At 65.3% G+C, this 22,115-nt stretch carries 18 protein-coding genes; 10 read left to right on the forward strand and 8 right to left on the reverse strand.

Translation table 11 applies throughout. The annotated features are described in order from the left end of the window. Positions 1-64: 64 nt before the first annotated feature. From N1058_RS05590 to N1058_RS05600, 3 genes are read left to right on the forward strand one after another with little or no spacing between them, the layout of a single operon-like run. On the forward strand, positions 65-1,240 hold the full coding sequence (locus N1058_RS05590) for a glycosyltransferase (RefSeq protein WP_265516519.1): 1,176 nt from the start codon (positions 65-67) through the stop codon (positions 1,238-1,240). Continuing rightward, positions 1,237-2,013, forward strand: coding sequence for a WecB/TagA/CpsF family glycosyltransferase (locus N1058_RS05595; RefSeq protein ID WP_265516520.1), 777 nt, complete (start codon positions 1,237-1,239; stop codon positions 2,011-2,013). The genes N1058_RS05590 and N1058_RS05595 overlap by 4 nt, the downstream gene beginning before the upstream one ends. A 2-nt stretch (positions 2,014-2,015) precedes the next feature. Further along, complete coding sequence (locus tag N1058_RS05600; protein ID WP_265516521.1) at positions 2,016-2,918, forward strand: DUF6492 family protein; 903 nt, start codon at positions 2,016-2,018, stop codon at positions 2,916-2,918. Here N1058_RS05600 and N1058_RS05605 read toward each other — a convergent pair. Further along, the gene (locus tag N1058_RS05605; protein ID WP_265516768.1) at positions 2,915-4,153 is read right to left on the reverse strand and encodes a lipopolysaccharide biosynthesis protein; all 1,239 of its coding nucleotides are present in this window, start codon (positions 4,151-4,153) and stop codon (positions 2,915-2,917) included. The genes N1058_RS05600 and N1058_RS05605 overlap by 4 nt on opposite strands. Before the next feature lie 200 nt (positions 4,154-4,353). Between N1058_RS05605 and N1058_RS05610 the strand changes: the two genes are divergently transcribed. From N1058_RS05610 to N1058_RS05625, 4 genes are all read left to right on the forward strand, one after another. Continuing rightward, on the forward strand, positions 4,354-6,696 hold the full coding sequence (locus N1058_RS05610) for a GumC family protein (RefSeq protein WP_265516522.1): 2,343 nt from the start codon (positions 4,354-4,356) through the stop codon (positions 6,694-6,696). Positions 6,697-6,809: 113 nt separating this feature from the next. Further along, a complete protein-coding gene (gene folD / locus N1058_RS05615) occupies positions 6,810-7,706 on the forward strand; it encodes a bifunctional methylenetetrahydrofolate dehydrogenase/methenyltetrahydrofolate cyclohydrolase FolD (protein WP_265516523.1) in 897 nt (298 codons plus the stop codon). A 51-nt stretch (positions 7,707-7,757) separates the two neighbouring features. Continuing rightward, positions 7,758-8,720, forward strand: coding sequence for a GlxA family transcriptional regulator (locus N1058_RS05620; RefSeq protein ID WP_265516524.1), 963 nt, complete (start codon positions 7,758-7,760; stop codon positions 8,718-8,720). A 59-nt stretch (positions 8,721-8,779) separates the two neighbouring features. Then, positions 8,780-9,166 carry a DUF488 domain-containing protein gene (locus tag N1058_RS05625; RefSeq protein ID WP_265516525.1) on the forward strand — a complete coding sequence of 129 codons (387 nt, stop codon included), beginning with the start codon at positions 8,780-8,782 and terminating at the stop codon, positions 9,164-9,166. Between the two features lie 10 nt (positions 9,167-9,176). On the opposite strand, the gene chrA is transcribed toward N1058_RS05625, so the two are convergent. From chrA to zwf, 5 genes are all read right to left on the reverse strand, one after another. Next, the gene (gene chrA / locus N1058_RS05630; RefSeq protein WP_265516526.1) at positions 9,177-10,580 is read right to left on the reverse strand and encodes a chromate efflux transporter; all 1,404 of its coding nucleotides are present in this window, start codon (positions 10,578-10,580) and stop codon (positions 9,177-9,179) included. Further along, positions 10,577-11,401, reverse strand: coding sequence for a sulfurtransferase/chromate resistance protein (locus N1058_RS05635; RefSeq protein ID WP_265516527.1), 825 nt, complete (start codon positions 11,399-11,401; stop codon positions 10,577-10,579). Before N1058_RS05635 ends, chrA begins: the two co-directional genes overlap by 4 nt. Before the next feature lie 122 nt (positions 11,402-11,523). After that, positions 11,524-13,338: a phosphogluconate dehydratase gene (edd, locus tag N1058_RS05640; protein WP_265516528.1), complete on the reverse strand. Its 1,815-nt coding sequence runs from the start codon at positions 13,336-13,338 to the stop codon at positions 11,524-11,526. Between the two features lie 46 nt (positions 13,339-13,384). Then, positions 13,385-14,098: a 6-phosphogluconolactonase gene (gene pgl / locus N1058_RS05645; protein ID WP_265516529.1), complete on the reverse strand. Its 714-nt coding sequence runs from the start codon at positions 14,096-14,098 to the stop codon at positions 13,385-13,387. Next, the gene (zwf, locus tag N1058_RS05650) at positions 14,098-15,567 is read right to left on the reverse strand and encodes a glucose-6-phosphate dehydrogenase (protein ID WP_265516530.1); all 1,470 of its coding nucleotides are present in this window, start codon (positions 15,565-15,567) and stop codon (positions 14,098-14,100) included. The genes pgl and zwf overlap by 1 nt, the downstream gene beginning before the upstream one ends. Before the next feature lie 193 nt (positions 15,568-15,760). Between zwf and N1058_RS05655 the strand changes: the two genes are divergently transcribed. The 3 genes from N1058_RS05655 to N1058_RS05665 are packed head-to-tail and all read left to right on the forward strand — an operon-like array spanning position 15,761 to position 19,837. Continuing rightward, positions 15,761-17,236: an aldehyde dehydrogenase family protein gene (locus N1058_RS05655; RefSeq protein ID WP_265516531.1), complete on the forward strand. Its 1,476-nt coding sequence runs from the start codon at positions 15,761-15,763 to the stop codon at positions 17,234-17,236. Between the two features lie 34 nt (positions 17,237-17,270). Continuing rightward, positions 17,271-18,020, forward strand: coding sequence for an SDR family oxidoreductase (locus N1058_RS05660; protein ID WP_265516532.1), 750 nt, complete (start codon positions 17,271-17,273; stop codon positions 18,018-18,020). A gap of 44 nt (positions 18,021-18,064) precedes the next feature. Next, on the forward strand, positions 18,065-19,837 hold the full coding sequence (locus N1058_RS05665) for an SLC13 family permease (RefSeq protein ID WP_265516533.1): 1,773 nt from the start codon (positions 18,065-18,067) through the stop codon (positions 19,835-19,837). 113 nt (positions 19,838-19,950) lie between these two features. Here the strand turns inward: N1058_RS05665 and bluB are convergent, their stop codons facing one another. After that, positions 19,951-20,700, reverse strand: coding sequence for a 5,6-dimethylbenzimidazole synthase (gene bluB, locus N1058_RS05670; protein ID WP_265516534.1), 750 nt, complete (start codon positions 20,698-20,700; stop codon positions 19,951-19,953). A 66-nt stretch (positions 20,701-20,766) separates the two neighbouring features. After that, the gene (locus N1058_RS05675) at positions 20,767-22,053 is read right to left on the reverse strand and encodes an NAD(P)/FAD-dependent oxidoreductase (protein ID WP_265516769.1); all 1,287 of its coding nucleotides are present in this window, start codon (positions 22,051-22,053) and stop codon (positions 20,767-20,769) included. Positions 22,054-22,115: the final 62 nt, after the last annotated feature.

Raw genomic sequence — 22,115 nt, forward strand, 5'->3', positions numbered from 1 at the left:
TTCGATGTGTCTTAATCAACGCTTCACGGCCTGAAACCTATACCTTTGCCAGCAGGAAGACCCAATGCATCTGGTTTTTGCAACGTCCATCGTGCCCTGCGGGGCACCTGAAACCGGTTACGAGATCGCCAATGCGGCGGTTCTCGGCGCTTTGGCGCGCGCCGGCGTTCGCGTGACCGTGATGGGCTTCGCCTGGCCGGGAAAGCAGCCGGCGGGGCCGCACGAGACCGTTCTGCTGGGCCATGTCGACGTGACGACCGAGGGCGCGCCGGCGCTGCGCAAGGTCGGTTGGGCGGCAACGGCCTTGGCAAGCGGCCTCACCTTCGCCTCCGCCAAGCTGCGGGTGACAGGCGAGCGGGAAGTGGCGAAAGCACTCCAATCGATCGGCCCGTTCGATGGCATTGTCCTCAATTCGGTGCAGATCGCCGGCGCTTTCGAAGAGCTCCTCACGTCGCGGCCCTTCGCCTACGTCGCGCACAATGTCGAGCACCGCTCGGCACGGGAAAATGCCGCGGCCGCCTCGGGGCGCCTGGCCCGACACATGTTCGAACGCGAGGCCGAACTGCTCGCGGCGCTGGAAGCAAGGCTGTGCCGCAAGGCCCGCTTTGTCTACACCTTCGCCGAGGAAGACGCAGCGGCGCTGGGCCTTGCCCGCACGGGACGGACCGCCGTCCTGCCTCTCGTCACGCGAGCGGCAATACCGGACGCCACGGCCCCGCATACTCCGCAATACGACGCCGTCCTGATCGGCACCTGGACCTGGGCGCCCAACAGGATCGGCCTGGACTGGTTTTTGAATGAGGTGGTTCCGCTGCTACCGGAGGATTTTTCCATAGCGATTGCCGGCCGCGCGCCAGACGGTCTGGTCGACGCCCATCGACGGGTGCGCTTCGTCGGGCGCGTCGAGGACGCCGCCGCCTTCATGTGCGACGGCAAGGTCGTGCCGCTCGTCAGCCGCGCGGGAACCGGCGTGCAGTTGAAGACCATCGAGGCTTTCGAGCTTGGCCTTCCCTGTGTGGCCACCTCGCACGCGCTGAGGGGCGTTGCCGAACGGCCGCCGAATTGCGCGGTGGCCGACGATGCCGAGAGCTTTGCAAAGACGCTGGTCGAAGCGCGGGACGCTTCCTGGCCGCGGCTCGACGGAACCGCGTTCCATGCCGCCCAGCAGGCCGCGCTCGACGCCAATCTGAAGCTGGGTCTGGCCGTGCTCAGCGACGGCAGGGCGGGAGTGGCGGCATGACCGCCCATCCCGGGACCGCCAGCCTCGCCGACTTGCCGCGTCGCCGGATACTCGGCTCGTCCGTCGTGTCCATCGGCTGGGACGAGTGCCTTGGGCTCATACGCGGGCTCATCGGCCAGCAGCGCTTCACCCGCGTCACCTTCCTCAACGCGAACAACGCCAACATCGCCTCGCGCGATCCCGAATTCGCCCGCGCCCTGCAGGATTTCCTGATCCTGCCGGACGGCATCGGCGTCGACATCGCGGCCAGGCTTCTTTACGGGCGGAGGTTTCCCGCCAATCTGAACGGCACCGACTTCGTGCCGGCGCTCCTGGCCGCCGAGGAGCGTCCGCTCAAGGTCGGGCTCATCGGCACGAGGCGCGAAAACGCTGATGCCGCCGCCGCAAGGCTAAAGGCCTTGGCGCCCGCCCATGAATATCTCGTCATCCGCGACGGTTTTTTCCGGGAGGACGAGGAACCGGCGATCCTTGCCGAGCTGGAGGCGATCCGGCCCGACATCCTGCTGGTCGCCATGGGCGTCCCCCGGCAGGAGTTATGGATCGCCCGCAGGCTGGACGAACGGCATTGCACCCTGCCCATCGCCGTCGGCGCACTGCTCGATTTCCTGAGCGGCGCAGTGCCGCGTGCGCCCGAATGGATGCGCCGCCTGCGCCTGGAGTGGGTTTTCCGGCTGATGCTGGAGCCGCGCCGGCTTTGGCGGCGCTACGTGGTCGGCAATCCCGTGTTCCTCGCTCGCGTAATGCGCCAGCGCCTGTCGCGCGACCGGAAATAGCCGTGACTACGCCGCTTGAACCGAATCGGGAAACTCGGTCAGAGCAGCGCGCGGCGCTGGTGACGCCCAGCTATGCCGGCGACTTTGAGCGCTGCCGGCTGCTCTGCCGGACCGTTGACCGTCATATATCCGGGGCTGACCATCACTATATCCTCGTGTCGGGTGCTGATGTCGCGCGGTTTCGCGATCTCGAAGGTCCCCGCCGCAGCATCGTAGACGAGCGCGACATCCTGCCCCCGTGGCTCCACGACCTGCCCGACCCGCTCAGCCTTTTCCGCCGCCGCGTCTGGTTCAGTGCGCGCATTCCGCCCCTGCGCGGCTGGCATGTCCAGCAACTGCGGCGCATCGCCATTGCGCAGCATGTTTCCGAGCAAGTGCTGGTCTATTGCGACTCGGACGTGGTGTTTCTCAAGCCGTTCGATCTGACATCCTTCCGGCGCGACGGGAATCTGCGTCTTTACCGCCGCGACGGAGCGCTGCAGCGGGAAGGCGGCGAGCATCTGGAGTGGTTCGCCAATGCCGGAAAGGTGCTCGGCCTGCCGGAAATTCTACCCGCCCCCAACGACTATATCTCAACCGTCATCGCCTGGAGCCGCGACACCGTGCTTGCCATGCTGCGCCATATCGAAGCCGGGCGGGGCGGTGACTGGGTGACCGCCATCGCCCGCCGCCGCCGGTTCTCCGAATGCCTCATCTACGGCCGCTACGTCGATGAAGTGGTGCAAGGCGCCGGCCACTTTAACGACGACACGCCCTTGTGCCGGGTCTACTGGTCGGGCCCGGAGCTGGGCGCCGAGGGTCTGGAGAAGCTGGCCGCATCGATGACGCCCGAGCAGGTGGCCATAGGCATCCAGTCCTTCACGGGCACTGACCTCGACACGGTGCGCCGTTTCGCCGGCGTCTAGACCCGTTTGGCCGGCAGTCTCAGCGCCGAATAGGTCAGTGCCGCCGATGCCAGGTAGATCACCAGAAATGCCCAGTTCAGCGCCGGCACGAGGTCGCGCGCCATGTCGTGCTGCTCCAAAATATAGGCCAGCGCGACGGCCTTGATACCGGCCAGAAGCACCAGATTGATGGCGCGGATGGCGGTCTGGCCGCGGGCGAACAGGAGCTCGGCCTGATACTCCACCAGATTGCGTAGTCCCGGCACCGCCAGGGCCAGGATCACGAGGGGCGCGGCTTCGGCGACGTTTGAGCCCAGAATGCCGGGCGCGAAGTAAAGCAGCACCGCAAGCGACAGCAGCGCCAGCGTAGACACGGCGAAGATGCCGCCTTCGATGCCGATCCTTGTTACGATTCGCCGCAGCATGTCCGGCGCGCGCATCATCTTCTGCACGAGCAGCATTGAGAAGGTGCGCACGGGAATGGCGGTCAGGTCCACCAGCCGCATGATGATGGCGTAGATGCCGGCCAGATGCGGGCCCCCCAGCGCCAGCACGAGGAGCTTGTCCAGCTCCATCTGCAGATAGAACAAGATCTCCGCGCCCGCGACATAGGCGGCGTCGCCCAGCCGGCGCATGTAGAGGCGGGGCGTGAAGCGCAGCCGCTGCCAGGGATAGAAGAACGTGGCGGCGATGAGCAGCGAGAGCGCGTTGGCCGCCAGATAGAGCTGCGTCCAGATCCACAGGTCGCGGGTGGCGAGGAAGGCAAAGACCAGCGCCGCGGCAGCGCGTATCGCCGTTCCGAGAATGACCAGAAATGCGCCGCGCCCGAAACGGTTCAGCCCGTTATTGACGATGATGACGGCCTCTGCCGGTCGCCACAGAAGCGCTTCGGCCGCGATGACCAGTGCAAAGGCGGCGGGTGCCATATCGGCCTGGAAAAAGACGAGATACATAACGCCGCCCGCTACCGCGACCACCGGCAGAGACAAGGCGGACATCGCCAGGAAACCGACGGTGTAGGCGCCCAGCAGGCGAGGCTTGACCGTGGCGATGCGATAGAGCGGGGCGATGAAACCAAAACCCAGAATGCGCGACAGCATGACGCCGGTGGCCGAAGCAGTGGCGAAGACGCCGAACTCCGAAATCGTCAGCGCATTGGCCAGGACGACGAAATATGCGAGCGAAAAGACGAGCCGCCCCGCCGATCCGCTGATCGCCGAGAAATAGTCGCGCAAGACGCTTTGCTTGCTCCTGATGATCCCGACGACCGAAATGACGAAGCCCCGATGCTGGTTTGGTCCTGGTGGAGGGTGGTAGCAGCTAAAGTTTAATGCGCCGTTGGCAGACCCGTGCGGAGGGCACCGCATTAACCATTTGTTACCCGTGCCTGTTTAGCTTGGGTTAAGATAATCGCGGGCTTGGCGCTCGCATTCTCTGTAAAGGGCGGCAGTCTTTCATGTTCAATTCCGAGGATCAGCGGAAAGATCGGCGCAACCGGTCGCTCCTGTCTGGCGCGGGCGGCGGGCCGGCCCCCGTGCGGCAGCGCGCGGGCTCGCTGCTTTCGGCAAGGCCCGTCCGCCAGCCCGACCCGGCGCCGCAGGCACCGCCTCGCCCCGCGCAACCGCGAAAGCCAGATGCACCGGCGCCGGCCGGCCGCCTCGAAAAGACCCGCACCGCAGACCAACGTCCAGGGCTGGTGGCCCGCATCCGCGAGGCCGCCGCACGTCTGGCGCCGGCTTCCCCTCCCGTCCGCGAATCTCCCTATGAGGCTCCTCGCCGGGAGGAACGGCACGAAGAACCCCGCCGTCCGGAGCCGCACCGCCGGGATTGGAATGCTGACCATGCCCGGCCCGATCAGGGCGACTACTGGAGGCCGCTCATCGACCCGATGAGCGTCGTCGCCGGCATCGTCCGCGCCAAGTGGCTCATCGTCCTGACGACGATCCTCGGCGCGCTCCTCGGCGTCATCGTAGCCCTTTCGACGCCGAAGCAATATTACGCGCAAACCGAGCTTCTGTTCGATCCACGGGACCTGCAGCTCGTCGACCGCGACCTCACCCGGGACGGACTGCCCTCCGACGCCACGTTGGCGCTGATCGAGAACCAGGTCAGCATCATCCGCTCCGGCTCGGTCCTCAACAAGGTGGTCGAAAGGCTCAACCTGGCCGACGATCCGGAGTTCAACGGTCAGGGCGGGGGCGGCTTCGCGCTGCCCAGCCTGCGCGCTCTTCTGGGCGGGCGCGGCGACGGGGGCGAGGCGGGGGCGTCGACGCGCTGGTCGCTGGCTGTCCAGAACCTCGCCGAAAGCCTGGAGGTAGGACGCGACGCCAAGACCTTCATCATCTATATCGGCGCCACCACCCAGAATCCGGAAAAGTCCGCACGGATCGCCACGACGACAGCCGAGGCGTTCCTCGAGACGTCGGCGAACATGCAGTCGGATACGGCGCAGCGCGCCAACGACGAGATCACCGGGCGCCTCGATGAGTTGCGCAGCGAGGTCGAACAGGCCGAGCAGGCGGTGGCGGACTTCAAGACGGAGAACGGCATCATCGATGCGCAGGGCCGCCTGATCACCGACGATGAGATCGTCCGGCTCAACGAACAGCTCTCCACCGCCCGCGCACGCACCGCCGAGCTGAACGCCCGCGCGGCCTCCACGCGCGAACTTGAACTTGGCGACATTCTGGGCGGATCGCTGCCCGAGCAGGTTGCCTCGCCCGTCATGACCGAACTGCTCACTCAGTACGCCGGCCTTCAGCAGCAGGCAGATCGTGCCGCCGCAAGGCTCGGGCCACGGCACCCTGACAACCAGACCATTCAAGCGGAACTGGCGGGGGTGCGCGAGGCCATCGCCCGCGAGCTGAACCGTGTCGCCTCGTCCATCCAGGTCGAGTTGCAGCGCGCCGTACGGCTCGAACAGGATCTCGCCGCGCGGCTGGCGCGCCTTAAGGCCGAGCAGGGCGATCTGGCCAATGGGCAGGTTCGCCTGCGCGAGTTGGAGCGCGAAGCCGCGGCACGCCGCGCGGTCTATGAATCCTTCCTCCTGCGCGCGCGCGAAACGGGCCAGCAGCGCAATCTCAATTCCGCCAATGTAAGCATCATTTCCGAGGCCTATCCGCCGCTCCTGCCGACCGGCGCCTCGCGCGCCTCGATCGCCATTGCCGGCACCATTCTTGGTTTCCTGGCCGGTGTCGCCCTGGGCGCCGGCATGGGCGCGATCGGCAGCTTGCGCGAAAACATGCGGGAGCGCCGCCGCTACGACGGCAATGGCGGCGGGCAATCCGCCGGCTGGCCGCAGGACGATGATCCCATGCCGCCTGGTCCCCGTCGGGACGGCAGGCCTTTCGCCCCGTCGGCCGAACCGTCGGCCTCGCCATCCCCGGCCATGCGGGCGGCCACCAGCTCCGCGCCGAGCGCGTTGGGCGAATCTTTGCCCCAGCAGCCAGAACCGGCGGTGCCGCCGCAGCCCTTGGCCCAGCCGCAGCGCGACCAGGCTCCGCCGCCGGCCATCACGATGCCGGTGCAGGTGTGGCCCGCGCCGATGCCGCCCATGATGCCCTATCCTGTGCCGTACCAGCCCATGGCGATGGCCTGGCATGCCCCGCAGCATTTCTATCCGCAGTTCATGCCGCCCATGCATCCCGTCTGGTCGCAGCAACCGGCTCCAGCCCCCGCCAACGACGCCCGTCCGGCTTCCGAACCGGAACCGGCGTCCGACATCGACAAGATCCGCCGCAGCCTGCGCGAGTTCCGTGACGAGGTGGATGCGATTGCCCGTAATCGCCGTTCCGCATAGCTGCACACCCGTATTGTCCACCCTGCGGCAGTAGACGGCGCGGCATGGCATTGCACAGCCGTGAAATGACGCATATTGCGGGCATGCTCGAAGATTCCGCAGGGAGTGCACGCATGGCCGACTTGATCGACGGAAAGGCGCTGGCCGCCGAAGTGACTGGCAAGGTATCGCAACACGCCGCTGATCTCATCGCCTCGGGCATAACGCCCGGCCTTGCCGTGGTCATCGTCGGCGAGGATCCGGCCAGCCAGGTCTATGTCGCTTCCAAGTCGAAAAGGGCGAAGGAGTGCGGCTTCCACTCGGTGCAGCACACGCTTGCCGAAGAGACCTCCGAAGATGAGCTGGTCGCCCTGGTCGAGGCGCTCAACGCCGATCCGGCCATTCACGGCATTCTCGTGCAGCTTCCCTTGCCCGGCCATATCGATTCAGGGACCATCATCCAGACGATCGCCCCCGAAAAGGATGTCGACGGCTTCCACTTCATCAATGTCGGAAAGCTCGGCACCGGCGAGCTCGACACCGCATTCGTCCCCTGCACGCCGGCCGGCGCGATGCTGATGCTGGAGCGGGTGCGCGGCCGGGATCTTTCCGGCCTCAACGCGGTCGTCGTGGGCCGTTCCAACATCGTCGGCAAGCCGATGGCCAATCTTCTTCTGGCCGCCAATGCCACCGTCACCATCGCCCATAGCCGCACCGCCGACCTTCCCGCCCTTGCCCGCACCGCCGATATCCTGGTGGCCGCGGTGGGCCGGCCCGAGATGATCAAGGGCGATTGGGTCAAGCCCGGCGCCACCGTCATCGACGTCGGCATCAATCGTGTTCCCGCGCCGGAGCGCGGCGAGGGCAAGAGCCGATTGGTGGGAGACGTTGCTTTCGACGAGGGGGCGGCCATTGCCGGCGCCATAACGCCCGTACCCGGCGGCGTGGGGCCGATGACCATCGCCATGCTGATGGCCAACACGCTAGTCTCTGCCTGCCGGGCCGCCGGCAGGCAGCCGCCTGCGCTGTAGCGCCGGCACCCGCCATTGCACCCACCGGCCGATCCTGTAGAAATACCCGCCATGATCGAAGGCGAGGGCACAGGGCGGCAATTCGCATTCCTGCTGGTCGACAAGTTCTCCATGTTCTCGCTGGCCGCGGCCATCGACACGTTCCGTTCGGCCAACCGGCTCCTGGGTTACGACTTCTATTCGTGGACGACCGTTTCGGCCAATGGCGAGGCGGTGATGGCCTCCAACGGCATCCCCATCAAGATCGACTATGCTATCGATGACCTGCCGCCCGTGGACATCCTGTTTGCCTGCGTCGGCATCACGCTCGACTTTGCCGGCAAGGGAAAGGTGCTCAGTGCGCTGCGCATCATGGGCCGGCAGGGCCGCGCGCTGGGTGCGCTGGCGGCCGGCTCCTACCTCCTGGCCGAGGCGGGCCAGCTCGACGGCCACCGCTGCACCATCCATTGGGAGAACCGCGCCAGCTTCCGCGAGAATTTTCCCGATATCGAGTGCACCGGCAATGTCTACGAGATCGACCGCAAGCGCTACACCTGCGCCGGCGTCACCACCTCCATCGATCTCATGCTGGAGATCGTTCGCGGCGACCATGGGGAAAACCTGGCGAACGAGGTGGCGAACCAGTTCCAGCACGAAAGGATCCGCTCGCCGGGCGACCGCCAGCGCGTCGGCCCCGAGCGCGCGCTGATCGGCAAATCCGAAAAGCTCAAGAAGATCGTCGAGCTGATGGCCGACAATCTCGACGAGCCTTATTCGGCCGTGCAGCTCGCCAAGTCGGCGGGTCTTTCGGTGCGTCAGGTGGAGCGGCTGTTCCTGCGGCATCTGGGCATGACGCCCGGACGCTATTACATGCGGCTGCGCCTGGAGCGCGCGCGCGAGCTTCTGCGCCAGACGAACATGCCCATCCTGGACGTTGCGATCGCCACCGGCTTCACCTCCCATTCCTATTTCGCGCAGAGCTACCGCCTGCAATTTGGCCGTCCGCCTTCGGATGAGCGGCGCACCACCTATTGACGCCGCCGCGGCGCGGAACGATACCGGCAAGGAGCAGGTATCGTCTCCGGAGCTTTGCCATGTCCCTAAGGATCGTCCGCCTGGGCACGCCCCGCCATCCGCAGGAGGGAACGCGCATCGGCACCGTCCGTCGGCCGCCGCGCGGCATCGCAAAGGAGCGGTTCGCGGCGGACGATTGGTACGACGTCTGGTATCCGGAGCTGTCGCCCAGTGCCGAACTGGTGGCCAGCGCCCAGAAGGCGGAGACGCCCGCCGAGTGGGCCGCCTTCGTCCGCGCCTTCAAGGCGGAGATGAATGCGCCGGCCGCGCGGCGCACGCTGGACCTGCTGGCGGCGCTTTCCCACGGCGCCCATTTTTCGATCGGCTGCTATTGCGAGGACGAGGCGCGCTGCCACCGCTCGGTGCTGCGCGCGCTCCTGGCCGAGCGCGGCGCCGCGATCGCCTGAGCCGCCACGTTCATCGGATCGCGACCCACAGCAGCCCGGCCAGCGCAGAGCCGAGAAGCACGGCCATCAGCGGCGCCTTCAGCCGGAAGATGGCGACAATGGCGGCCAATGTCAGTACGAGCGCCGCCGCATCGAGGCTCGACCAGACCGGCACCTCCACGGACATCCCGAACCCGCGCCAGGGCGAGACTTCGGCGAACAGCACATGCAGCGCGAACCAGATGCCAAGGTTCATGATGACCCCCACCACTGCCGCCGTGATCGCTGACATGGCGCCGGTCATGGCCTTGTTGCTGCGCAAGGTCTCCACGAAGGGCGCGCCAAGGAATATCCAGAGGAAGCAGGGCACGAAAGTCACCCAGGTCGTAAGGATGGCGGCAAGCGTGGCGGCAAGCATCGGAGAAAGCGAACCGGGATCGCGATAGGCGCCCATGAAGCTCACGAACTGCACGACCTGGATCAGCGGCCCCGGCGTCGTCTCCGCCATGCCGAGGCCATCCAGCATCTCGCCCGGCTGCAGCCAGCCATAATTCTGCACCGCCTCCTGCGCCACATAGGCAAGCACCGCATAGGCGCCGCCGAAGGTCACCACCGCCATCTTGCTGAAGAACAGCGCAATCTGCGAAAAGACGTTCTCCCCGCCCAGAATGCCGACAATCAGCGCCACCGGCACCAGCCACAGGGCGAGAAAGATCGCCGACACTTTCAGCGACCAGGCGACATTCGGCCGGGCATGCGCCGGCGTCTCTTCGCCAAGCGCGGATTCGCTGTCGGCGAGCGCCGGGCCGGAGGTCTTTCCGTGGCCGCCGCCAATCTGGAAGAGCGGCGAGCCAGCTCGCCCGCCGATGAAGCCGATCATGGCAGCGGCGAGGATGATGAGCGGAAAGGCGACGTCGAAGAAGAAGATCGCGATGAACGCCGCGACCGCGATGGCGATCATCGCCTTGTTCTTCAGCGCCCTGCTGCCGATGCGCATCACCGCGTTGAGCACCACCGCCAGCACGGCCGCCTTCAGCCCGAAGAACAGGCCCTCGACCACTGCGACATTGCCGAAGGCGGCGTAGATGTAGCTGAGCGCGAGGATAGACAGGAACCCCGGCAGGACGAACAGCGTCCCGGCAACGATGCCGCCTGCCGTCCTGTGCATGAGCCAGCCGATATAGACGGCAAGCTGCTGTGCCTCCGGTCCCGGCAGGAGCATGCAGTAGTTGAGGGCGTGCAGGAAGCGGTTCTCGCCGATCCAGCGCTTCTCCTCGACGACGATGCGGTGCATCACGGCCATCTGGCCCGCCGGACCCCCGAAGCTGAGCGCCGCCACCCGCAGCCATACCTTCACCCCTTCCGAAAAGGGGATGCCGTGCCCCGCCGACGGTGCAACCCGCTCTTCGGAGCTCTCGGAAATCTGCTCGCTCATCTTGCTCCTCCGGCCTTGGCCGATGGCCAGTTGTGCCTCTCGTCGGTGGCGTCGCGGCACCAGCGGTAGAAGGCATCGTAAAGGATCATGCCCGCCTCTAGCTGTGCCAGGTCATCGGTGAACATGCGGGAAAGCCCCAGTGAGGCGGCAAGCAGGCCCGGCACCTCCGGAGCGAGATCGGGTTGCGCGGTGTCGGCCCCGCGGACGATAGCGGCAAGATGCAGAAGCGGCTCCGTCGTCAGACCGAACTCCTCCACCATCACATCGAACGTGCACAGCTCTCCCCGGTGGCTCCAGAACACGTCTTCGATGTCGAACGGAACGGCATCGAACCGCTCGCCGACCGCCGCCACCTCCTGCGGCGCTACGAAGAGAAAGACGGCCTGCGGGTCGATGAAGCGGCGGATCAGCCACGGGCATGCGATCCGGTCGATCTTGGGCCGCGCGCGCGTGACCCAGACACTTCCGCCGAGGGCGGCTGCCTGAGGCAGTCGGTCGACCGGAACCGCCGGCAATCCCGCCGCCGTCCAGGCTTCGAACCCTCCTTCGAGGCCCTCGGCGGCGACGCCCTTGTTGCGGAGCCACGCCGCGGCTCCCTCGCTCAGCTTCTTGCCTTGTTGGCAGATGACGATGGCGGTTTTCCCGGCGATCGTGCCGCTCCAGTCCCGCACATCCTGATGAGACCTGCGGTTGGAGCCGGGAACGAGGCGCGGATCGGCTGAAAAATCCTCCTCTGTGCGAACATCGATCAGCGTCGGGCATTGCGGCGTGCCGATCAGGCGGGCGAGCTTGTCGATGGATATGGTGGTGGGAGAGGGCATGACGCGTCCTTCCGTTTTACGGGTTTCATGGACGCGATACTTGGGCTGGCGCCTCGTGGGGAGATCGCGATCCCCATGACGATTCATTCACGCCGTTCGCCCCTTCTGTCAAGCGAGCGGCGTCAAAAAACCGCCGCCCCCTGGTCGGCCCGGCTCGCCAGTTGACGGAACCCGGCGAAAAGTTCGCGGCCGAGGCCGAACTGATTGCCGGAAAGATCGGCTTGCGCCTCCTCGCGGCCCTGCAGTTCCTCCACGCTCACCAGCACTTCCAGGGTTCCGGCATTCGCGTCGAGCCTCATCATGTCGCCGTCGCGCAGCTTGCCGATGAGCCCGCCGTCGAGCGCTTCCGGCGTGACGTGGATTGCCGCCGGCACCTTGCCGGACGCGCCGGACATGCGGCCGTCGGTGACCAGCGCCACCTTGTAGCCGCGGTCCTGAAGCACGCCGAGAAGAGGTGTGAGCTTGTGCAGTTCGGGCATGCCGTTCGCCTTCGGCCCCTGATAGCGGATGACGGCGATGAAGTCGCGGTCGATCTCGCCGGCCTTGAAGGCCTCTTGCAGCGCTTCCTGCGTTTCGAACACGATGGCGGGCGCCTCGACGACGCGATGCTCGCCCTTCACCGCTGACGTCTTGATGATGGCCTGGCCTATATTGCCCTTGAGGACGCGGATGCCGCCGGTCGGCTGGAAAGCCTTTGCATAAGGCGCCAGCACCTTTTCGTCGCCGCTCGCCGCGGGCGCCTGCTCGCGCACCACATTACCGTCCGGGCCGAGTTTGGCTTCAATGGCGTATTGCTTCAGGCCAGGCCCCCAGATCGTCTGCACGTCCTCGTGCAGAAGCCCTGCCTCCAGTAGCTCCCGGATCATGAAGCCCAGACCGCCGGCGGCGTGGAAATGGTTCACGTCCGCCAGGCCGTTGGGATAGACGCGGGCAAGCAGCGGCACGTTCTCGGAAATGTCGGCGATATCCTGCCACGTCAGCCTTATGCCCGCAGCCGCCGCCATGGCGATCAGGTGGATCGTGTGGTTGGTCGAGCCGCCCGTCGCGTTGAGCCCGACGACGCCGTTGACGACAGAGCGCTCGTCGATCATGCGGCCGACCGGCGTGAACTCGTTGCCGAGTGACGTGATCGCGAGCGCGCGCCTCGCCGCTTCCTTGGTCAACGCGTCGCGCAGCGGTGTGTTCGGGTTGACGAAGGACGAGCCGGGTGTGTGCAGCCCCATGATCTCCATCAGCATTTGGTTCGAATTGGCGGTGCCGTAGAAGGTGCAGGTGCCCGGACCGTGATAGGATTTGGACTCGGCCTCCAGCAGCGCCTCGCGCCCCACCTTTCCCTCGGCGAAGAGCTGCCGGATTCTAGACTTCTCGTCATTGGGCAGGCCGGTGGTCATCGGCCCGGCGGGAATGAACACGGCCGGCAGATGGCCGAAGGTGAAGGCGGCAATCGCCAGCCCCGGCACGATCTTGTCGCAGACGCCGAGGAAGACAGCCGCGTCGAACATGTTGTGCGACAGGCCGACGGCGGCCGCCATCGCGATCACGTCGCGCGAGAACAGCGAAAGCTCCATCCCCGGCTGGCCCTGGGTGACGCCGTCGCACATAGCCGGCACGCCGCCGGCCACCTGCGCCACGCCGCCGGCCTCGCGTGCCGCCTCCTTGATGAGCGCGGGGAAGGGTTCGAACGGCTGATGCGCCGACAGCATGTCGTTGTAGGAGGTGATGATACCCAGATTGGGAACGACGTCCCCCGACAGCGCCTGTTTGTCATGCACGCCGCAGGCGGCAAAGCCATGGGCAAGGTTGCCGCAGGAAAGGACGGTCCGGTGCGGCCCCTTGGATACGGCCTCGTCCACCCGCGCAAGATAGGCCTCGCGCGCCGGCCTGGAGCGTTCGCGAATGCGTTCCGTGACGGCTTCGATCTCTCTTCTTGCGGTCATGATCCTGTCCTTTGCTGGCGCCGCTGGGCGGGCGGGCTGTACTGGCTTACGAGGCGCTCTTAGGCGCCCAGTAAACATGGACCGGCTGGGCGGCCCGTTCGATGACGGCGCGGATCGGCGCCTGCCGGCCTTGCGAACGAAGCGCTCCGTTGAGCGCCTCCTTCTTTTCTATGCCTTCGATATGCAGCGCGATTTGCGCCGCTCCGGCTATGGTCGGCATGGAAAGCGTCAGGCGGGGTTCTCCCGCACTCGGCGCGCTAACGGGCTGTACGGCCGGTCCATCGTCGCTGTCCAGTAGGTCCGCGATATTCGCCGCGTCCGGAAAGAACGAAGCGGTATGCTTGTCCGTTCCCATGCCGAGGACAACCATGTCGATCGGCCGCTGCAAGCCCGAAAGCGCGGTGCATGCACGTTCGGCCGCGGCCGACACATCATCCGCGTCGCCGCGCAATCCGATGAAGTCCGCCTTCGCTGCCTCATTCTGCAACAGATGCTGGGCGACCAGCCTCGCATTGGAGCGTTCCGACGACGGCGGCACGAAGCGCTCGTCCACCAGTGTGACCGTCACCTTCTCCCAGGGAAGCTTCTGGCGCGACAGGGCGCGGAAGAAGGGCGGAGGCGTGCTGCCGCCGGATACTGCCAGCGAAGCTCGGCCACGCGCCCCGACGGCGTTGGATATCTGCCGCGCCACAGCCCTGGCCAAGGCGTCGGCAAGCTCATTCCCGGCGGCGAATTCGTGCCATTTGGTCTTTGCAGCCATTAAATGCTCTCGTGCCAGGTTCGTCCATCACGTTCTATGAGTGCTATCGAGGCCGAAGGGCCCCAGGTTCCGGCGGTATAAGGCCGTACAAGCTGCCCGCCTTCTTCCCAACCGTCCACGATGGGGTCGATCCAGCGCCATGCGGCCTCCACTTCGTCGCGGCGCATGAAAAGCGTCTGGTTGCCACGTATCACATCCATGATCAGGCGCTCATAGGCGTCGGGATTGCGCACATTGAAGGCATCGGCGAAGCTCATGTCGAGCGGCACATGACGCAGCCGCATGCCGCCTGGTCCCGGGTCCTTGATCATGATCCACTGCTTCACGCCTTCGTCCGGCTGCAGGCGGATGACGAGCTGGTTGGCGAAGACGCGTCCCGCGCCCTCGCCGAATATGGAATGCGGGATCGGCTTGAACTGGATCACGATCTCCGAGGCCCGTCCCGCCAGCCGCTTGCCGGTGCGCAGGTAGAACGGAACGCCCGCCCAGCGCCAGTTGCCGATCTCGGCCTTGATGGCAACGAAGGTTTCCGTGTCGCTCTCCGCACCAAGCTCCTCGCGATAGCCCTTGACCGCGCCGCCCGAGGATGCGCCTGACCGGTACTGGCCGCGCACCGTCACCTTTTCGCTGTTGCCCGGCTCTACCGGCCTCAGCGCGCGCAGCACTTTCAGCTTTTCGTCACGCACCGCATCGGCATCCATGGAAGCCGGCGCTTCCATCGCGACGAGGCAGAGAAGCTGCAGAATGTGGTTCTGCACCATGTCGCGCAATGCGCCGGCCTTGTCGTAATAGCCTGCGCGGCCTTCGAGCCCCACGGCTTCCGCCACTGTGATCTGCACATGATCGACATGGGCCGAGTTCCACAGCGGCTCGTAGAGCGCATTGCCGAACCGCAGCGCCATCAGGTTCTGCACCGTCTCCTTGCCCAGATAATGGTCGATGCGGAAGACACGCGTTTCATCGAATACGCGCCCGATCACGTCGTTCACTTCCCTGGCCGTTTCCAGGCTGCGGCCAATGGGCTTCTCGACGATGATACGCGAGGTGGCATTCGCCAGTCCGTGCTTTTCGATCTTGTCGACGATGTCGCCGAAGATTCCCGGCGCCACGGCGAGATAGAAGGCGCGCACGGTGGTGCTGTCGCCGATCGCCGCCTTCAACTGCTCGAAACCCGTGCCGGACCTGGCATCCGCCGGCACGTAGCTGAGCCGCGCCAGAAAATGCTCCAGCTCGGTCTCATCTATGTCTGCTTTCGCCACATGTTCGCTGATCGCGGTTTTTGCATACTCGCGAAAAGCGGCGTCGCTGAGCTCCGAACGCGACGAACCGATGATCCGTGTCGGTTCGGAAAACTGGCCGGCGCGCTGGCGCTGATAAAGCGCAGGAAGAAGCTTGCGTTCCGAAAGATCGCCGGTGGCGCCGAACACCACGAGATCGAAGGGCTCAACCGGTATCGTCTGGCTTGTCATCGTTGCTCCAATCCGCAGCGTTCCCGCATTTCAGAAAAAGCCTATAATCTAATCGATTTAACAATGCCAGCTTTACAATGCCACCCATAGCCGCCTTTTGAGCCAGCGCTTGACAGGAAGGGCCTGGCAGCGCTTCTCAAAGGGAAGGCCAGGATAGGCCCGCCGCATGACAATACAAGCTGGAGCCGGTCCCATGGGTAGCCATTCTTCAACCACGGTCGCACAGGACCGCGCCTTCATGCAATTCATCGATGGCAAGCCGGCGGACGCCTTATCGGGCGCGCGGCTGGATGTCACCGGCCCGTCCGACGGCAAGGTTTTCGCTTCGATCCCCGCCGCAGGCAAAGCCGATGTCGACCTTGCCGTCAAGGCCGCGCGAAGAGCTTTCGACGAAGGTCCATGGAGCCGCATGCCGGCGGTCGAGCGCGGCCGCTGTCTGACCCGCCTCGGCCAGCTGGTCGAGAAGAACGCCGAGGAACTGGCGGCCCTCGAATCGCGCGACACCGGCAAACCCATCCGCCAGGGTAGGGCGGACGTCACCGCCACCATGCGCTATTATGAATTCTACGGTGGTGCCGCCGACAAGATTCACGGCGACACGATCCCCTTCCTCGATGGCTATACCGCCCTCACCATGCGCGAGCCGCATGGCGTCGTGGCCGGCATCATCCCATGGAACTACCCGCTGCAAATTCTCGCCCGCGTTGCCGGCGCCGCGCTCGCCATGGGCAATACGCTGGTGGTCAAGCCCGCCGAGGACGCCTCGCTGACGACCCTCCGCATCGCCGAACTGGCGCTGGAGGCGGGCGTCCCCGAGGGCGTGTTCAACGTCGTCACCGGCTATGGCCGGGAAGCCGGCGCCGCCCTTTCCGCGCATCCGCTGGTCGACTACGTCACCTTTACCGGCTCTACGACGACCGGCACTGCCATCCAGCAGGCCGCCGCCGTCAACAACCGCGGTGTGACCATGGAACTCGGCGGAAAGTCGCCGCAGATCGTGTTCGCCGATGCCGATCTCGATGCCGCGCTGCCCATCCTCGTCAACGCGATCATCCAGAATGGCGGCCAGACATGCTCGGCCGGCAGCCGCATTCTCATTGAGAAGCCGGTCTATGAACGCGTGGCCTCGGCGCTCGCGGAGCGGTTCTCGGCGCTCGTCGCCGGCCCGCACGACGCCGACCTCGATCTCGGCCCGCTCATCAATCCTGCGCAGAAGGAAAAGGTCGCCGGTATGGTGAATGCCGCCGAGCAGGCGGGGCTCAAGGTTCTGGCCCGCGGCTCTGTGCACAAGGACGCGCCCGAGGGCGGCTATTATCATCCCCCTGTGCTGTTCGGCGATGTCGATCCCGCCGCGGCAATCGCACAGGAGGAAGTGTTCGGTCCGGTGCTCGCGCTTTTCCCCTTTGTCGATGAGGGGGATGCCGTACGTCTGGCCAACGGCACCGAATTCGGCCTTGTCGCCGGTGTGTGGACGCGGGACGGGGCGCGTCAGCACCGCGTCGCCAGGCGCGTGCGCGCCGGCCAGGTCTTCGTCAACGGCTATGGCGCGGGCGGCGGCATCGAGCTGCCCTTCGGCGGGTTCAAGAAATCCGGCCATGGGCGCGAAAAGGGATTTGAGGCGCTATACGATATGTCGGCAACCAAGACGATCGTGTTCAACCACGGCTGAACGCGCACCCGATAAATCAGACAAAGGACACTGCATGGCACGGCTTGAAAACAAGGTAGCGATCGTCACCGGGGCCGCATCGGGCTTCGGCAAGGGCATCGCCGAGCGCTTCGCCCAGGAAGGGGCCAAGGTGATCGTGGCCGATCTCAACATCAGGGGCGCCGAGACGGTGGCCGAAGGCATAGGCGCGGCCGCCATTCCGGTTTCTGCGGACGTCTCCTTGAAGACCGATGTCGAGGCGATGGTGCAGGCCGCACTCGACGCCCATGGCCGCATCGACGTCATGATCAACAATGCCGGCTACACCCATCGCAACGGCGACATGCTGCAGGTGGACGAAGAAACGTTCGACCTCATCACCGCCGTCAACATGAAGGCGATCTATCATTCCGCGCTTTGCGTGGTGCCGGTCATGGAAAAGCAGGGCGGCGGGTCCATCATCACCACGGCTTCGACGGCTGGACTCAGGCCGCGTCCGGGCTTGACCTGGTACAACGCTTCCAAGGGGTGGGCCATCGCCGCCACCAAATCCATGGCCGTCGAACTGGCCCCGAAGAACATCCGCGTCAACTGTCTGTGCCCGGTCGCCGGCGAAACCGGCATGCTCAGCCAGTTCATGGGCGAGGACACGCCGGAAAAGCGCGCCCAGTTCCGTGCATCCATCCCGCTTGGTCGCCTGTCGACGCCGCTCGACATCGCCAATGCCGCGCTGTGGCTGGCGTCCGACGAGGCCGAGTTTATCACCGGCGTCGCCCTGGAGGTGGATGGCGGCCGCTGTATCTGATAGGTCTCGCCGCATCCAGCCTCCCCAAGCTTGCGCCGGTATCGATGACCTACGAACAGATCTACCTCTTCACCCTGCTCGGATTCGTATTCGCATTTTTGATCTGGGGGCGGGTTCGATACGATCTGGTGGCTTTTGCAGCGCTGGTCATCGCCGTTGCCGGCGGGGTCATCGCACCGGAGCGCGCCTTTGAAGGCTTCGGCCACGAAGCGGTCATCATCATTGCGCTGGTGTTGATCGTCTCCCGCGCCATGATGAATGCCGGCGCGGTGGAACTCGTCGCGCGCTTTGTCCTTTCGGCCGGGCGCAGGCTTTCCGCGCATATCGGCATCATGTCCATCGTCGGTGCCGGCCTCTCGGCCATCATCAACAATGTCGCTGCGCTGGTCATGTTGATGACGCTCGACATCGAAGCCGCGGAAAAGGCCAAGCGTCCGATCTCCCAGTCGCTGATGCCGCTGTCCTTCGCCACCATCCTGGGCGGCATGATAACGCTGATCGGCACGCCGCCCAACATCGTTATCGCTCAGTTCCGCGAGCGGGCGCTGGGCGAGCCATTCTCCATGTTCGACTTCTCGCCCGTGGGTCTCATCTGCGCGCTGATCGGCATCGCCTTCGTAACGACAGTGGGCTGGCGGCTTATACCGCAGATCGATCACCGGGCCTCCGTGGGCGAGGGCGCCGACATCGGCCTGTTCGTCGCCGAGGCGGCGGTGAAGGAAAAATCGAAATCGATCGGCAAGGCCGTCGGCGACCTCTACCCGTTGGGCGATGAGCACGACATCACCATCCTGGGCGTGGTCCGCCGGGGCAAGCGGCTGCCGGGCTTCGGCGCCAGCGAGGAAATCCGCAAGGGCGATCATTTGATTCTGGAGGGCGATCCCAAATCCATCGAAGCTTTCATCGGTGCCGCCGAACTTGACGCGCCGGGCTCGGAAAAGCACGAGGGCCTGCGCGGCCGTTCGCTGACGCTGATTGAAGCCATCGTGCCCGACAATGCGCGCATGGTCGGCCGCACAGCGATTGACCTTCGCCTGCTCTATCGCCGCGGTGTTACGCTTCTGGGGGTATCGCGCCAGGGCAAGCGCTTTCGCGAACGGGTCCGCAAGCTGCCGATCAAGCCCGGCGACGTCGTTCTGCTTCTGGGTCCCGAAAGCCGCGTCAACGATGCCGCCGAGTGGCTGGGCGTCCTCCCGCTGGCCGAAAGAAGCCATACGGTGATCCAGCGCGGCAAGGCCTTCTTCACCATCGCCGTGTTTGCCGTCGCCGTCTCTCTTTCGGTCATGGGCTTCATCCCGCTGGCCGTTGCGCTGGCCGGGGCTGTCGCCATCTATGCGCTTTTCAATATCGTCGGCGCGCGCGAGGTCTACGAGTCGGTCGAATGGCCTGTGATCGTGCTTTTGGCGTGCCTTATTCCACTTGGCCTGGCGCTGGAGGAATCGGGAGGAACGGCATTGATCGCCGAAGCCATTGTCGCCCAGACGACCGCCCTGCCGGTGTGGGCCATTCTGGCGATCCTCATGATCGTGACGATGACCCTTTCGGACTTCCTCAACAACGTGGCCACGGCGTTGATCGCCGCCCCCATCGGTATGTCGGTCGCCGGCGCGCTGGACGTATCGGCGGATCCGTTCCTCATGGGCGTCGCGGTCGCCGCCTCCTGCGCCTTCCTCACGCCTATCGGCCACAAGAACAACACCATCATCATGGGCCCCGGCGGCTACCGCTTCGGCGACTATTGGCGCATGGGCCTGCCGCTCGAGATCATCATTATTCTGGTGTCCGTGCCGTCGATACTCTTCTTCTGGCCGTTGTAGAACGCCGCGAATCCATTCGGACGCCACCGTACACGACGCTGGCTGATGTATCTTCACCGTTACGGCATGCGGTCATCCTGCAAAATACGATGGAACGACCGCTGGGTCGCCTATCACGAGCTGCCGGTGAAAAGGCGCTTTTCCGCCATCTCGTCCGCGATGTCCTTGAGCGAATGTTCGCCGGCTCCGGCGTAGGTTTCGCTCATGATGAGGTCAGAAAGCGGGAGTCGCTTGCCCCACCCCTTTGCTTCCAGCTCCGGTTGTGCGGCAAAGGCGGAGACCGGTCCCACGCACAGATATGCGACCGGTTCGACATGTTCGGGAATATCAAGCAGCCGCTTCAGCGCTTCCCGGTCCAGAATGCTGACCCACCCGACGCCAATGCCTTCGGCGCGGGCCGCAAGCCAGAAATTCTGAACCGCGCAAACGGTGCTGTAGAGATCCATCTGGGGATTGTGCGAACGGCCCAGCGGCGAATTCTGCGAGCGCTGCCGGTCGCAGGTGACCACCAGGTTGAGCGCGCTTTCGCATATGCCTTCCAGCTTCAGCGTGCGGTAGAGGGCTTGGCGCTCCTCCGCGATGCGCGGCAGTTCCTGTTGCCTTGCCGCTAGGAAAAGGTTCCGCACCTGCCTCCGGCGCGCCATGTCCCGGATGATGATGAAGTTCCACGGCTGCATGTAGCCGACGGAAGGGGCGTGATGCGCGGCCATGAGAAGCCGCGCAAGCACCTCGTCGTCAAGCGGCTCCGGCAGGAATTGGCTGCGTATGTCCCTCCGGGTGAAGATCGCGCGGTAGACCGCCTCGCGTCCAAGCATGCCGAAAGCCTCGCCCGAATTCATTCGGTTGCCGTCATTATCGTGCATTTCTTGCTCGTAAAATTGGTCATTGCCGGCTCCTGACCGCCTCGCCCTCAACCCGCGACGTCGAAGCTAGATCCTGTCCCGCAGCGCATACCAGTTGAGCGCGAGGAACAACAGGGCCGGCCGCAGCCGCGGCCCGCCGGGGAAGGGGGGTATCTTGAGCTCCTCGAACAGTTTCAGGCGGTCGCGATTGCCCGTCACCGCCTCCGCGTAGAGCTTGCCCGTGAAATTCGACAGCATGACGCCGTGGCCGGAATAGCCGCCTGCGGAAACGACGTTGGGCATGACCTCGCGCACGAACGGCTTGCGCGGCAGGGTGATGCCCACATAGCCGCCCCAGGCATGCGTGATCTCGACATCCTTGAGGTCTGGGTAGACCTCGGCGATCTGCCTCCTGATCTGGTCCTTGATGTTCTGCGGATCGCCCTTGGAATAGATTTCGCGGCCGCCGAACAGCAGCCGCCCGTCCCGGGACTTGCGGAAATAGCGCACGACGAAGCGCGAATCGTCCACGCTCTCGCCCCCGGGAATGACGGGACTGTCGGGCCCCAGCGGTGCCGTTGCGCCGATGAAGGAGCCGATCGGCATCACATGCGCCGCCGTCACCGGCTCCAGCCCGCCGCAATGGGCGTTGGTGGCCATCAGGCACTTGTCGGCGGTGATCGTCCCCCTCGGCGTTGTCACATGCACCTTGCCGCCGGCGGACTTGATGCCGGAGGCCGGCGTCTTCTCGTAAAGCTTGGCGCCCGCTGCCGCCGCCACGCGCGCCGTGCCGACCAGCAGCTTGAGCGGATGAATATGCCCGGTGCCCGAATCGGCCAGGCCGCCATGATAAAGCCGCGAGCCAAGCCGGCGCGCCGCCTCGCCCGCATCCAGGAAGGTCAGATGTGGATAGCCGAAGCGCTCGGCCATGATCTCGGCATGGGCCCGGTAATGTTTCAGGTAGCGCTTCTTGTGAGCGACCGAAATCTGCCCCGGCATGTAATCGAGATCGATCTTGTTGGTTGCGGCGAAATCGAGAAGGTGCTGCTTGGCTTCCTCCCCCAGATCGAACAGCGCCTTTGCGCGGGTGAAGCCGAGCTCTTCCTCAAGGTCCTCCGCCCAGGCACGCTGGCCGGTGCCGAGCTGCCCGCCATTGCGGCCCGAGGCGCCGTCGCCGAAGCGATGCGCCTCGATCAGCGCGACATCGACCCCCGCCTTGGCCAGATGTGCGGCCGCCGAAAGCCCGGTAAATCCGCCGCCGACGATCACGACATCCACCTTCACGTCGCCGTCGAGCGCCGGATACTCCGGCCGCTCGCCGACCGTGGCCTCGTACCAGGAATAACCGGGGGAGATGGGGGACTGGTAGGGCATGCTACAGGTGAATGGTGAATAGTGGATGGTGAACAGGCCTGGCCGTGCCATTGCCGCACTCG

The organism is Nitratireductor luteus, assembly GCF_026162365.1.
In the GTDB taxonomy this organism is placed as follows: domain Bacteria; phylum Pseudomonadota; class Alphaproteobacteria; order Rhizobiales; family Rhizobiaceae; genus Chelativorans; species Chelativorans luteus.